The sequence below is a fragment of the Enterococcus sp. 9D6_DIV0238 genome (genome assembly GCF_002174455.2).
GTDB classification, from domain to species: domain Bacteria; phylum Bacillota; class Bacilli; order Lactobacillales; family Enterococcaceae; genus Enterococcus_L; species Enterococcus_L dunnyi.
In genome coordinates this window covers 2586612-2601674 of record NZ_CP147246.1, presented here as the reverse complement: position 1 = coordinate 2601674, position 15063 = coordinate 2586612, and the positions used below count along the sequence as shown (strand labels likewise).

At 39.1% G+C, this 15063-nt stretch carries 11 protein-coding genes; 2 read left to right on the top strand and 9 right to left on the bottom strand.

Features of this window, described 5'->3' with window-relative positions:
• Positions 1-6 precede the first annotated feature (6 nt).
• The 7 genes from xylB to xylA form a co-directional block, all read right to left on the bottom strand.
• Positions 7-1494 carry a xylulokinase gene (gene xylB, locus A5889_RS12200; protein ID WP_087642142.1) on the bottom strand — a complete coding sequence of 496 codons (1488 nt, stop codon included), beginning with the start codon at positions 1492-1494 and terminating at the stop codon, positions 7-9.
• 94 nt (positions 1495-1588) lie between these two features.
• Positions 1589-3025, bottom strand: coding sequence for a glycoside hydrolase family 1 protein (locus tag A5889_RS12195; protein WP_087642141.1), 1437 nt, complete (start codon positions 3023-3025; stop codon positions 1589-1591).
• 16 nt (positions 3026-3041) lie between these two features.
• On the bottom strand, positions 3042-5327 hold the full coding sequence (gene yicI / locus A5889_RS12190; protein WP_087642140.1) for an alpha-xylosidase: 2286 nt from the start codon (positions 5325-5327) through the stop codon (positions 3042-3044).
• A 446-nt stretch (positions 5328-5773) separates the two neighbouring features.
• On the bottom strand, positions 5774-6598 hold the full coding sequence (locus A5889_RS12185) for a carbohydrate ABC transporter permease (protein ID WP_087642139.1): 825 nt from the start codon (positions 6596-6598) through the stop codon (positions 5774-5776).
• A complete protein-coding gene (locus A5889_RS12180) occupies positions 6595-7458 on the bottom strand; it encodes a carbohydrate ABC transporter permease (protein ID WP_087642138.1) in 864 nt (287 codons plus the stop codon). Before A5889_RS12180 ends, A5889_RS12185 begins: the two co-directional genes overlap by 4 nt.
• 79 nt (positions 7459-7537) lie before the next feature.
• Positions 7538-8824, bottom strand: a complete 1287-nt coding sequence (locus A5889_RS12175; RefSeq protein WP_087642137.1) for an ABC transporter substrate-binding protein — start codon at positions 8822-8824, stop codon at positions 7538-7540.
• Positions 8825-8844: 20 nt separating this feature from the next.
• Positions 8845-10152 carry a xylose isomerase gene (gene xylA / locus A5889_RS12170; RefSeq protein WP_087642136.1) on the bottom strand — a complete coding sequence of 436 codons (1308 nt, stop codon included), beginning with the start codon at positions 10150-10152 and terminating at the stop codon, positions 8845-8847.
• Positions 10153-10289: 137 nt separating this feature from the next.
• Between xylA and A5889_RS12165 the strand changes: the two genes are divergently transcribed.
• Both A5889_RS12165 and A5889_RS12160 read left to right on the top strand, forming a co-directional pair.
• Complete coding sequence (locus tag A5889_RS12165; RefSeq protein ID WP_087642135.1) at positions 10290-11447, top strand: ROK family transcriptional regulator; 1158 nt, start codon at positions 10290-10292, stop codon at positions 11445-11447.
• Positions 11448-11685: 238 nt separating this feature from the next.
• Entirely contained in the window at positions 11686-12198 is a 513-nt protein-coding gene (locus tag A5889_RS12160) for a LysM peptidoglycan-binding domain-containing protein (RefSeq protein ID WP_087642134.1), read from the top strand.
• Positions 12199-12290: 92 nt separating this feature from the next.
• Here the strand turns inward: A5889_RS12160 and A5889_RS12155 are convergent, their stop codons facing one another.
• Positions 12291-13820, bottom strand: coding sequence for a bifunctional metallophosphatase/5'-nucleotidase (locus A5889_RS12155; RefSeq protein WP_087642133.1), 1530 nt, complete (start codon positions 13818-13820; stop codon positions 12291-12293).
• Positions 13821-13857: 37 nt separating this feature from the next.
• Positions 13858-15048 carry a bifunctional metallophosphatase/5'-nucleotidase gene (locus A5889_RS12150; RefSeq protein WP_087642132.1) on the bottom strand — a complete coding sequence of 397 codons (1191 nt, stop codon included), beginning with the start codon at positions 15046-15048 and terminating at the stop codon, positions 13858-13860.
• Between the last annotated feature and the right edge of the window lie 15 nt (positions 15049-15063).

The following is a 15063-nucleotide window of genomic DNA, read 5'->3' as shown; positions in this document are numbered from 1 at the left end:
ACCGATTTATTTTAATTGATGACACAACTTTCTCGTTTGCGGATAGACTTGCGCATATAAGTGGTAGATTTTTTCGTATTGCATTGCTGCTTTTTCATCTGGGAAATATTCTCTGTCATAATCAACAAAAGTTGCTGCACATTCTTCCACTGTTTTGAACCAGCCGCATCCCACAGCAGCAAGCATAGCTGCGCCCAAGCCTGGACCTTGTTCTGTTTTTAATGTCACGATTTTCGTATTAAAAATATCAGCTTGTATTTGCAGCCAAAGATCACTTTTAGCCCCGCCGCCAACCGAAACAATTTCTTTAAATCGCTTCCCTGCAATGGTTTCCATCAACAATTGGGCATCTCTTAGAGAAAAAGTAATTCCTTCTATAACTGCTCGGGTAAAATCAGTTATTTTTTGACTCGCATCGATCCCGATAAAGCTCCCTCTGATCTGACTATCTACATGAGGCGTACGTTCTCCCATGATATAAGGTGTAAATAATAAGCCGTTCGCACCTATGGGACTTTGCGTTGCTCCGTAGAGCAGATCATCAAACGACCTTTCTTTTGCAAAGGTTTCTTTAAACCAAGTCAAGCTTTGACCCGCAGCAAGAGTGACGCCCATCGAATAATAAGCCTTTGGGATCACGTGATTGAAGAAATGCAGTTTGCCCTGATATTGTGGTTCCTCTATTCCCTCGTAAGTTAAAAAAACACCAGAAGTGCCAATACTGCATAATCCCCGTTCTTGATTGATGATTCCTGCACCGAGAGCCGCGCACGCATTATCGGCACCACCAGCAAAGACATCGACACTGTTTTTGATTCCCAACTCTTCACATAGATCTTCGTTTATCGTACCAACTCTATCGATTGAAGAAACGAGTGTCGGCAGCAATTCATGAGCAATTCCAAAAGCATCCGCTATCTCAAGATCCCATTTTTGATCCATCACATTCAATAATAAAGTCCCTGCTGCATCAGAAAGCTCCATCTGCTTCTCACCCGTCAGCCAAAAAGCTACGTAATCTTTCGGCAAAAGGAAATGCGCTGCCTGCGACCAAAGATCAGGTTCATGCTCTTTGACCCAAAGCAATTTAGGTAAGGTAAAACCTTCCAAGGCTAAATTTTTCGTTTTTATAAGCAATTGTTCTCCCAAGCTTTCAGTGATTTCTTCACATTGCTTTGTCGTACGCACATCATTCCATAAAATAGCGTTTCTCAAAGGCTGATCGTTATCGTCTAGCAACACCAAACTATGCATTTGACCGGAAAAGCTGATACCTTCCAACTGTTCTTTTAGTTCTGGCATTTTTTCGATCAAGCGTTTCAATACTTGTTTGGTTCCATTGAGCCAATCTGCTGGATCTTGTTCACTAAAGCCTTTTTCTGGATGATATAATGGATAATTTTCGGCAGCTTCTAAAACCACCTTACCCGCTTGATTTACCACCAGTCCCTTGACTGAACCAGTTCCTAAATCGATACCAATAACATAGGACATTTTATCCACCTCATTTTATAATAACGGTTACATTTCCATTTTAAAAATGGCTGGAACAAATGGAAAAATTGCTCCAGCCTTTCTTACGTACATTTTAAACATTGGTACCATTTTCACTGATCACTTTTTGATACCAGTAAAAGCTGTCTTTTTTATAACGATTCAGTGTGCCATTTTGGTTTTCATCTTGTTCAACATACACAAAACCATAACGTTTTTGGTAGCCATTCAACCAGCTCAAAAGATCTGTATAGGACCACGTGCAATAGCCTAAAACTTCAACACCATCGGTGATCGCTTCTTTGATCGCGTGTACATGGCTGCTCAAATAATCGATACGATAATCATCATGGATCTCTTTTTCTTCTGTCAGCTTATCATATTCACCTAGACCATTTTCAGTGATCAATACAGGAATCCGATAGCGGCTAGCGATTCTTCTAAGGCCGATCCGCAACCCTTCTGGATCGATCTCCCAATCCCAATTCGTCCGTTCCACAAATGGGTTTTCAATACGTTTGAAGACACCCGGCAACCCAGATTCTTCTGTAGAGCCTTTCTCTCCTGTCGTATTCATTTTGCCCATGCCGACACCATCAAGAGGATTAAACACGACTGTATTCGTTTGATAGTAATTGATTCCTAAAAAGTCTGGTTTCCCTGCTGCTAACAATTCTTCGTCTCCGGCTTCCATCGTTGGCGCCAGACCTTGTTCCTTCAACATTTTCATTGCAGCGATCGGATATTTTCCGAATAAGTAAACATCCATCCAAAAATGAGCATTCAAATCTTCTGCATCTTCAGCTGCTAATACGTTTTTAGGATCACTATCTAGAGCATAGTTTGGACCATAAGCAAAACTTGGACCGATTTGTCCCGGCATGTCCATCTCATGGAACTTTTTGATGACCGCAGCATTGGCAAGGTTCGCATAGTGGTTTGCTTGATACATCCGTTTTGGATCACTGACTGCTGGCGGATGTGATGCCATTAAATAGCCATGGCTGATAAAAATATTCTGCTCATTTAAACTGACCCAGTATTTTACTTTCCCGCGTAATGCTTCAAACAAAGTTGCTGCATAATTTGTGAAGTCCTCTACGATTTTTCTTGATTCCCATCCCTGATACTCATCTTGAAGTGCTTGAGGCAAGTCCCAATGATACAACGTCAATACCGGTTCGATTTGATTGTTGAGCAGTTCATCGACTAAATCAATATAAAACTGCAGCCCTTTCTGGTTCATCTCACCGCGTCCGTTCGGAAAAATCCGTGTCCAAGCAACTGAAAAACGATAGGCTTTTAAGCCTTGTTCTTTCATCAAAGCAACATCTTCTTTGTAGCGATGATAATGATCGACAGCCACATCACCATTGGTTCCTTTAAACGTTTTTCCAGGAATCCGAACAAACTCATCCCAGACAGAAACACCTTTGCCATCTTCTTGCCAAGCGCCCTCTACTTGATAAGCAGCAGAAGCTGATCCCCATAAAAAATTCGTTGGAAACTGATCCAGTTGTTTATGTTCCATCTTATTGCCTCCAGTTTTAGTTTGTGCTGATCTCGATCGTTTGTTTAGTTTCTGTTAATCGATCTGTGATCACACGCTCATTTTCGTGGATGTACACGTCATTTTCTCCGACCAAGCCTTCGGTACGAATCACCACATGTTCATTATCCTTCTCTATTATAATCTTAGCAAGAGGATTTCCACTACTATTTACAATAAGTTGTTCATGTACGCCATTTGATAATTGATAACAATGAATAGCCAGTTCTTGATTGTAGTCATAAACCACACTTGGATGCTCATTTTTTGCCATGACTAAAATTGTATTTTCTTTGACCCAAACAGGTAGGCTTAAATAATCATGCTGTTCAGTTTGCCACTGACCGTTGCGGTCAACTGCCTTGAATGAATGATCTAACAGCTGAGTCCATCTGCCTTCCGGTAAATAATACGAAACTTCACCTGTTTCTGTGAAGACAGGTGCTACCAGCAAGTTATCGCCTAAAAAATATTGTTTATCCACAAAGTAGCTGTTGCGGTCTTTTGGGTACTCCATAAAAACAGGTCGCATCATCGGTACACCAGTTGTTGCCGTATAAACAGCTTGTTGGTAAAGATATGGCATCAGTTGAACCTTAAGCTTCGTGAATTTTCTAGTAACTTCCACCGCTTCTTCATCATAATTCCAAGGAACCCTGTATTCGATATTGCCGTGGTAACGGCTGTGAGTTGAAAGTAGACCGAATTGTGTCCAGCGTTTGTAGATATCTGCAGAAGCATTTTCTTCGAATCCACCAATGTCATGGCTCCAAAAGCCAAATCCTGATAATAAGAAGGATAACCCGCCTCTTAAGGTTTCTGTCATCGATACATATTCGGATAAATTATCGCCGCCCCAGTGGACCGGGAATTTTTGAGACCCAACGGTTCCAGAACGGGCAAACAGCACAGCTTCATTTTTCCCACGCTTTTCTTCTAAAAGCGAGAAGACAGCTTCGTTGTATAGATAACTGTAATAATTGTGTGCTTTGTTCGGATCCGAACCGTCAAAATAAACAGCATCTGTCGGGATCCGTTCGCCGAAATCTGTTTTGAAACTATCTACACCCATATCCAGCAATTCAGCTAAATAGCCTTGATACCACTTCACTGCTTCCGGATTAGTAAAATCAACGATTCCTTGACCAGCCTGCCACATATCCCATTGCCAAACGTTGCCATCTGCTTGTTTTAAGAAATACCCATTTTTCCTGCCTTCTTCAAACAACGGCGATTTTTGCCCAATATATGGATTGATCCACACACACACTTTGATCCCTTTGTCATGGATACGCTGAAGCAGGCCTTTAGGATCCGGAAACAAGTCTTCATCCCACTTAAAATTGCACCATTCAAAAGCCTTCATCCAAAAACAATCAAAATGGAATACTTCCAGCGGAATGTCTCTTTCCAACATGCCATCAATGAATGTCATGACTGTTTCTTCACTATAATCTGTGGTAAATGAAGTGGATAACCATAGACCAAAGGACCAGGCTGGCGGCAATGCCGGTTTCCCCGTCAAGTTGGTATATTTTTCCAAGATCTCTTTTGGCGTCGGTCCATAAATAATGATATACTCCAGCGCTTCACCTTCCACACTGAATTGTGCTCTTGAAACATTCTCAGAAGCCATTTCAAATGAAACTTTTTCGGGATGATTGACAAACACACCATAACCATTGCTGCTTAGATAAAAAGGAATATTTTTATAGGCCTGCTCACTGCCTGTCCCACCATCTTCATTCCAGATATCAACTGTTTGCCCATTTTTGATAAATGGTGTAAAACGTTCACCTAAACCATAAAGCTGTTCATCGATCCCTAAAGACAGTTGCTCTCTCATAAAATGCTTCCCACTTGTATGTGTGATTTCTCCTTGAGCACCAAATTTTGACTCGGTTAGTAATTGTTCATCACCAAAGAAACGAAGTCGGAATTTATCCTCTAAAGCAACAGTTGCTTTTAAATTTCCTGAGGTAAAAGATAACTGTTCCGCTGTTTCCTCAATGACCGGCTGAACCTCTGTCTTCGTTAGTTCAAAATTTGGCCCTAGATCATTTTTATCATGATGAACAATTTTTACTGAAATCAGATCTGTTTGAGGACTTGATAATGTGATCGTGCTCATTCCTAAATTGAGCGTATCACCACGCCGCTCAATTTTCTTATAAGGTGCATATAAAACAACCGAATCCTGATTTTTCTGATAAGAAAAAACTTCTTTAGGGGACTGAATCGTAAACCCCTCTTTTGTCATCCAATAACCATCTGTAAACTTCATAATTTCCTCCTGACTATAAAAGCGGAACAAATCGTTTAATCCTGTAGAAAATTAGGAAATTGTCATTGTGACGTTCTTTGTCTCACTGACAATTTATCTATTTTCCTAAGGATTGATTTGTGCAGCTGGATAATTCATAGGTAACAACGTTCCGTTTCACTCCACCTTGTACTGTTCTACATCAGTTCATTTCATTCACTGTGTTTCACAGCAAAAGCGGAACAAATCGTTTAATCCTGTAGAAAATTAGGAAATTGTTATTGTGACGTTCTTTGTCTCACTGACAATTTATCTATTTTCCTAAGGATTGATTTGTGCAGCTGGATAATAATGATCAACACTTTCTACGAAAGTCTTGTACTGTTCATCATCAACTCATTACTTTCGTTGTGATTCTCAGCAAATAGGAACTATTGATTGAGATGCTTTTTCTTTCACTAAACCCTTTACTTCACCGCACCATCCGAAATTCCTTTGATGATATACTTTTGCAAGAACACATAAAGAATGATGATCGGAATAATCGCAATAAATAGCGCCGCCAAAGCTAAATGCCATTGTTTTGAATATTGCCCGAAGAAATAAAACATCTTCAGCGGGATCGTGTACATGCCTTCTTTATTGATCACCAGAGAAGGAAGTAAGTAATCATTCCAGAACCAAATTGCATTCAAAACGATGACCGTCACAGTTGTTGGCTTTAATAATGGCAAGATGATATACCAATAAATTTGAAATTTTGAAGCGCCGTCGATCGTTGCTGCTTCATCCAATGACTGCGGTATGCTTCTTAAAGCCCCAAAGTACAGAAAAATTGCCATACTACTGGCTAATCCAAGATACATGATCACAAGTCCCGGACGGTTCAGCATATTGGCCTTTCCAAAGAACGAAACCAAAGGGATCATGATTGCTTGAAAGGGAATCAATAAACCAATCGCAATCACAAAATACAAGGTATTACTCAACTTACTCTTATTTCGAGACAATGCATAGGCAGCCATAGAGGTACAAACGACGATCACAAACAATGAAATACCTGTGATCAAAATTGAATTGAATGCACTTCTAAAGAAATCCAGCTTTTCAAAAGCGACTGGATAATTTTCTGTTGTAAAATTCTGCGGCACATTCAATGTATTCTTAAAAATCTCAGATTTTGTTTTAAACGAATTTACAACGATCAAATAGAATGGATATAGCCATAAAAGCGTCAAACCAATACCAAGAAGCTTGATCCAGAATGCTTTTCTTTGTTTTTGCTTTCTCATAGGTCAACCTCCCGCTTTCTGGTAATACTGATTTGAACGACTGAAATCACAGCGATGATCACCAAGAAAATCACAGCTTTCGCTTGCGCATAGCCCATATTTCTAACCGCAAATGCTTCATTGACGATATTCATTGCCACCATTTGCGTAGAATCAAATGGACCACCAGCTGTTAGCGCTAAGTTTTGATCGTATATTTTGAACGCGTTTGACAATGTCAAAAACAAGCTAACGGTAAAGGCCGGTGCCAGCATTGGAAACTTGATTTTCCAAAATGTTTGCCACGCTGTTGCCCCATCGATTTCTGCCGCTTCGATCATTTCATCTGGAATATTATTGATGAATGAAATGTAGATGATCATAATATAACCACTCATTTGCCAAACAAATAAAATGACCAACCCCCAAAAACCTGTATTTGTCGTCGACAGCCAACCTTTGAAAAATTCGATCCCAGTCGCATCACCAATAGCAGAAAATGCTTTGATAAAAATAAACTGCCAGATGAACCCTAATATGATCCCGCCAATCAAATTAGGCATAAAGAAAACCGTTCGAAACAGGTTATTCAATTTATCGGCTTTTTGCGTCACTAATAGCGCCAAGCCAAGTCCAATCACATTGACCAACAGAATAGCAACGACAGAAAACTTCGTCGTAAACCAAATACTGCTAAGAAAACGTTCATCCTGAAACGCTCGAATATAATTATCTAAGCCTAGAAACTGATCCACTTTGATCCCATTCCAGTCAGTCATTGAATAGTAGGCACCTGTGATCAAAGGTATAAATAAAACAACAGCCATCCCAATCAGACTGGGCGCCAAAAAGAACCAAAAGGATTTTGATTTATTGCTCACAACGATTTCCCTCCTTAAATGATAAGAGTTTGACAGAAACTTTTCTTACCGTTTCTGTCATCTCCTATCGAAACATCGATTATTTACGATCAGACGCCCAAGCTTCTTTTCCTTTCGTCATCACTTCGTCCCAGCTGATATCTCCATTCAAATATTTTTGGAACTCAGGATAAAACTGTGTTTGTGAAAAGCCATCAGGGTATTGATTATGCGCCCAAGGAACAACTTTTCCATCAGATAGATAATCAAAAATTTGTTTTGAGGTCGGATCACTGATCGCATCAGATGAGAAGTTTGTGTATGCCGGAATAAATTCCATTTCATCCGTTACAACTTTCATTGCATCTTTATCGGTATACAGCCATTCCAAGAAATCCTTACTTGCTTCTACGACTTTCTCATCTTTGTTTTTATTCACACCCCAGTACCAAGGAGCGCCAGCTGCGATTTTTCCATCAGTATCATCTTTTACGTACAATGGTAAAATTCCTAATTTGTCTTGGGTAAATTCTGGATCTAAACTGTTCAACGTTGGCACGATCCAGTTTCCTTGATGCACGATCGCTACTTGATCATTGGCAAAATCTTCTTCAACTGATGTGCTGTAGTCTAACGATAAAATCGGTTGTACGTTGTATTTATTGATCAAATCTGTGTATTTTTTGAATTGATCCCCATATTTAAAATCGATCGTTTTCGCATCGTAGATTTTTTGCAAGTTGTCATCGAACTCTGGTGACGTAAAATGAGCGCTGTATTGGCTGACTACCCAGAACTCCTTCGCACTAAATCCGAAAACCGCTTTCATTCCTAAGTCCTCTTTTTTACTGTCTAACGTTTTTACAGCCTTCTCAAAATCTTGGTATGATTTGATATCTTCAACATCGATGCCCGCTTTTTTAAACAACTCTTTATTGATCAATAAGCCGAAGCCTTCGATATTCATTGGTAAACCATAGACTTTTCCATCTTTTGTCGCGCCATCCAAGGTTCCTTCAATAGCAGTTTCAGCTAATTTCGTATCACTTAAATCTGCTAAACTATCGCCCCATTTTTCCACATCTGCTAAACCGCCTAAAAGAAAGACGCTTGGTTCATCACCAGAAGAAAACTTAGATTGCAGCGCTGCATTCGCATCCTGTCCGCCGCCCACAGTTGTTACATTGATCTTGACGCCGTCATGAGTTTCTTCATATTTTTTAGCCAGTTCATCCAATTGATCTTTTGTTTCGACTTTGATATTGAAAACATCCACTGTTGTCGTATCTTTGGAACTTGCACTACCGCCGCCATTGCCACATGCTCCTAACAATAAACCTACTGCTGCTACAACTGTTGCTGAAAGAATAAGTTTACTACGTTTCATTTTATCTCGCTCCTTCTTTTTTAGACTAAATAGTCGTTCAAACGCGATTTTACATACTCCAAGTGACTAGACTCTAAACGAACATCATCGTGTGTCAGTGCATATTCTGTTAAACTTTCCAGTGTTTCCTGATCCTTAAGGATTTTTGCGCCGATCCCTGATCGATAAGATGCATATCGTTGCTCTTTCAGTTCATCGAAGAAACGATCTTCTTTCAATTTCGCTGCTGCTTTCAAGCCGCGGGCAAAAGTATCCATCCCTGCGATATGAGCTAATAATAAGTCTTCCATTTCAAACGATGAACGACGGACCTTCGAATCAAAATTGATTCCGCCAGGTGCAATACCGCCATTTTCTAAAATTTCGTACATCGCTAAAGTCGTATCATAGATATTCGTTGGAAATTCATCAGTGTCCCAACCTAACAACATGTCTCCCTGATTGGCATCGATCGAACCAAGCGCTTCATAACAGCGGGCAACCGTCAATTCATGTTCAAAGGTATGTCCAGCCAACGTTGCATGGTTGGCTTCTAAGTTCAATTTAAAATCATTTGTCAGATCATATTTTTGTAAAAAAGCCATTGCAGTTGCTGCATCAAAATCATATTGATGCTTCGTTGGCTCTTTTGGTTTTGGCTCGATCAAGAATTGAACTTGATGGTTTATTTCTTTGGTGTAAGCGACTGCCATCTTGAATAGACGGGCAATATTATCTTGTTCCAGCTTCATATCTGTATTTAATAGCGACTCATAGCCTTCACGTCCGCCCCAGAATACATAATTTTCACCACCAAGTTTTTTACTGATGTCCAAGCCTTTTTTCACTTGTGCTGCAGCATAAGCAAATACCTCAGCATTATTTGAAGAAGCCGCACCATTCGTATAACGAGGATCAGAAAACATATTCGCTGTATTCCATAATAATTTGATACCGGTTTCATTCATTTTTACTTGAATCAAATCAGTGATTTCATCAATATTAGCGAAAAATTCTTCTAATGAATTTCCTTCAGGCGCAATGTCGACATCATGAAAGCAAAAATACTCTACATCCAGCTTAACCAAGAGTTCAAAAAATGCCTCGACTCTATTTTTCGCTGTTTCCATTGGATCACTTGTTTCCCATGTTCGAATATTGACTGGCTTACCGAATGGATCAGCCCCATCTTGTGTCATCGTATGCCAGTAAGCAACAGCAAAGCGTAACTGTTCTTTCATTGTTTTCCCAAGAACTACTTCATCCGCATTGTAATGACGGAAAGCAAACATATTCTCTGTTTTTGGACCTTCATACACAACTTTTTCTACCTGTGGAAAATAATTCATTCAAATTCCTCCCAATAAATGACTTGCTTCTAGTTAGTTAGTAAGTTAAACTAACTTACATAAAGAATATAAAACATTCGAAATTAGTTGTCAAGCGCTTTCAAAAAAATTATGATAGTCATTAAAGAGGTGGACATATGGTTGTAAATAAATACAAAATCAGAGAACAAAACGAATCACTTATCTTAAAAAGCATCATCGATCATGAAAATATCTCCAGAGCAGAGCTATCTACTCTGACTGGTTTAAACAAAGCATCAGTCTCTTCTATCACTAAAACTCTTTTAGATGATGGATTGATTTTTGAAACAGGTATTGGCTCTGCCAGTATACAAGGCGGACGTAAACCTATTATGCTCCAATTCAATCCAAAGGCAGCTGCGATTTTATCCTTTGATATCGGCATCGATTATTTAAAAGGCTCACTTGCCTATCTTGATGGCACCGAAATCCTATCTATACAAAAAAAACGGATCACCGTTGATGCCAAAACGGTCATGTCGTTATTAGAGCAAGCTATCGAGGAGCTATCTATAAAAGCAAACGTAGAGATCGTTGGTTTATGTACAGCAGTTCATGGAATCGTCAACGAAAATTCGATTGTTTTTACGCCATATTATGATTTAGATACGATCGATCTATACCAAGAATTAACGTCCCGTTATGATTACCCGATTTTTATAGAAAATGAAGCAAATCTTGCTTCACTTGGTGAATATGTTTTCTCTTTGGACTCTAAAACACTTGTCAGCTTGAGCATTCATAGTGGTATTGGCGCAGGTATCGTCGATCATGGAATTTTACGCAAAGGACAATATGGAGAAGCTGGTGAGATCGGTCATTCTATCTTATATCCCAATGGAAAAAAATGCCCTTGCGGTAATCACGGCTGTCTAGAGCAATATGCATCAAATTCTGTTTTGTATGAAACACTTGCTAAAGTTAAACAGTTGGATTATGTTGATTCTTCTGTGGTCAAAGAATTGATCGATCATGCTGATACAGAAACTTTGCAAGAGTTAAATAAAAACGCTTTTCTACTAAGTGTCGGTATCAATAATATCATCGCTATTTACGATCCAGAGGTAGTTGTGATCAATAGTTCTATTTACCGCAGCAATCCTGCCTTACTTTCTGTTGTTGAACATCACCTAACCAGTCGGATCGCCCGTAAAGTATTGATCCAAAATAGTGCATTAGGCAGTCAAGCAACTCTTTATGGCGGTATTGCTTTATGCTGTCAAAATTTCTTAAATATTAGAGAATTAAAATTCCATTTGCAAAATAGTTACTGATTAAAAGAAGAATATACAATAAAAATAAATAAACCAGCATAATACAAAACTATATTTCAAAATAATTTGTATTTTTTCACAATAAGTTGTTTTTTTATTTTATTGATCAACTCTCTTTTATCCGCTATTTCATTCGTCTAAAAAATCTACTTTGAGCCTGCCCTAATTGTATGATATACTATTATTGCTTTATTTTAGGCTTTTCAATTAAATCAATGACGAAAGGAATGAAAATAACTTGGAAGAAGAATACTCTCGACGCAAACAAACACGACCAGCTTCTACACCAAAATCGTGGATGATCATTGTTATTTTATTATTATTTATCAATACGCTGGCACTGGGTAGTTTGTTGTTTATGAATACGCAGGAAAATACCAAAAATGAAGAACGATTCAATAACATTGAAAAGAAAGTCAGCCAGCTTGATCAAGAAACAAACAAACAGACACCTGTCTCTGAAGAGACAGAACAAAATGTTTTGACACGACCAAGCTCAACTCAAGAAAGTCAATCAGAGCAATCAAGTTCGACTACAGTAGATTCCACACACACTGCAGATCAGACAACACCATCATCTGAAACGACTACTCATGTTGCTGAACCTGCTGCAACGACGTATACTGTTCAATCAGGTGATACACTTTCTGTGATCGCTGAGAAAAATAACATTTCTCTTCAAGATTTGATGGCTAAAAATAATCTAACTGACGCAACTGTCTACATTGGGCAGGTACTCTCATTACAATAATTTTCCTACATAACTCTGTGACAATAAAAAACGCAAAAGGCCAAAACCTTTTGCGTTTTTTTTAGTTTGCTTGTTCTTTTTTGAACTCTTGCTCATTCACAGGAGCTACTAATTTTATACTTCAATCGATTGGGTACTACTATTTTTTCTGAAGAACGAATGTATTCCACGATCAATTCAACGATTTCTTTTGCTCCCTCATCAACAACCGGACAGTCTTGGTACGTCGAAAAACCACCGCCTCCGCTTGCTCGATAATCACTCAATGAAATCGTAAACTTCTCCTGATCTTCAACAGGGGTTCCCTGATACGTTAAAGCAGCTAAGCGCTCTCCCGCTTTTTGACAAAGGTCGATTTCATATTCTACTCCAACAAAAAAATCATAGTGGTAATGTTCAATTTTTGGATATAGATATCTTTGAGAAATATTGATGTTATTTTGTTCATCTAAAGCAAAGTAATCGGCATTTTTCTCTATCACCTGCTTTAATTGTGCACCTGTGATCTTTAATGTGATTAGATGATTCGTATAAGGATACGTAGCAATAACATCTCTCATCGTCACTTCTTGGTGAAATCCTGGTGATGTATTTGCTAAAGAAACAACCGTAATCTGTGCTTGACTGGCTTGAAGTTGAACAGCACCGATCAGCTCAACAACAGGACTGCCGTGAAGTGCTATCGCTAGTTTTTCATCTGCTAAGGCTTCTTTATCCAGTGACCCGATCGATTCATCCAGCCATTGTTGGACTTTTTGTTCCACAGGCTGTAACAGTTCAAAAGTATCTGCTTGCGGCTGTTCACTTGGTTTCCCGACAATCGATGCTATTTGTAAAGCACCCTCTTTTTTTTCAACAGTGATCGCTGCATAATTCAATGCATTAGCAGAAGGCTGAACAATATAGGTCCCATGTAAAATCTGGCCTTCGATCAACAGATGCTGATGTCCAGTCAATAAAAGATCAAAATCGAGCTGTTCACAGATTTTATAGCCAATGTTCTCAGTCGTTATAGACAATTGTTTCCCCGACTTTACATCACGCTCAAAGCCGCCATGGTAGACGCAAATCGTCAAATCGAGTGCTTGTTCTTTCATTTCAGCTAATGCCTGTTTTGCCGCTTCAAAAGGATCAGTGATCAAAATATCCTCGATATTCTCTTCTTTTTCCCAGACGTTGATATAATCCGTAACCACACCTACGATGCCAATTTTCATGCCGTTTTCTAATGTTTTAACTGTCCACGGGTATTTTTTACTTTGTGTTTTTCGGTCAAGTATATTTTCGCAGATACAAGCGGCATTCAATTGTTCTAAATAGTGATATAAATAAGCTGTGCCAAAGTTGACGTCATGGTTTCCTAACGTCACAAAATCATACCCTGCCTGATTTAAAACAGTTGCTTGCGGAAATCCTTCTTCGGGATGTGCTTGACAATAGGACGCTAATGCTGAACCTTGCAGCATATCTCCGCCATCAATGATCAAGGTATTTTCATCCTTTTGAAAATCAGGAATACATTTTAATAACCCCATCGGGCGATCTTCTGTATCCGCGTAATTCGTAGGAAACAAATAACCATGGACGTCAGATGTATAATAAATATTCATTTGTTGTTTCACATACCTTCTCCTTTCTAGTAGCTTTTGATTCTTTCAATTATTGACTGATAAATGAAAGATACTCGTCGAAAACATTGTAAATATAATTTGTTTCTAAGCGATACTTTGGAAATATTGCTGTATTAGTTGTGATGCGATAGTCCTGTTGTTCTGGATCAATTTGTCCTTCATGTTCGTCTATACCGCAAATGCCTTCATGCTGCAAATATTCTTTCAGCTCTTCTTTTGAGATATGATAAGTAGATAATGTATACGGTGGTTTAAAGCTCTGTAAAAATCCGCCAATTGTTTCATCCTGAAGTTTAATAGAGTAAAAGGTATTCGGTACCCTTTTTCTTAAATAGCGATCTAATTCACCTAGATTTAATTTTTGCTGCAGCCAGAGCTGATAGGCTTTTTCATCGTATACTTGGCACTCTGCTGGCGGATATTCTCGAGTAGCGATCAGTTGTGCCTGTTTGTTGATAATTTGACGATGTTGAACAGAGAATGATAATTCTCCAACATAATTGCCACGATAGCCTGGCTGGACAAACGCTGTATCATTCGTGATCCCTGCGTTTGTTCGATGCTGATGCCCGCATATCAGGCCGTCGATCCCATTGACCTCATCAATGATACGATATGTCTGATCCTCACCAGTATCATACTGTGTCGATGCACCAGTCATCATATCACGTTCGATTCCGCCATGATAGCTAACGACGAGCACATCAACTTTTTCTCGTACGATCGGCACCCATTTGTTTAACGTTTCGATGACATCGAGGAATTTTACTCCCTTTATTCGATCATAGTCTGAAATTTGAGGCATAGCGCTTGTTATCACACCGATCACACCAATTTTTAACTGGCTTCGTTCCAAAATTGCGTACGGATCAAAAATCAAATGGTCATCTAAACCCAGTACATTTGCACACACATACTTTCCTTTAAAAGCTGCCGCCTGACGAACCAAAAAATCAAGTCCATAGTCAAAATCATGATTTCCCGGCACCATTACATCAAAGCCAACTTTATTAGCCAACTCGATTAATGGAGAAATCATTTTTGTAGTATTAAAAAAAGTCGATTGCGGACTCCCTACTAAAAAATCCCCATTATCGATCAAAATGGGGGCGTCAAAATTTTCAGCAATTGCTGAAAGAGAGCAAACTCCGCTCTCACTTTCAGCCTCTGTCAGAAAACCGTGGATGTCTGTCGTACCTAAAATTGTTAATTCTGTCATTTTCTACCCTCACGA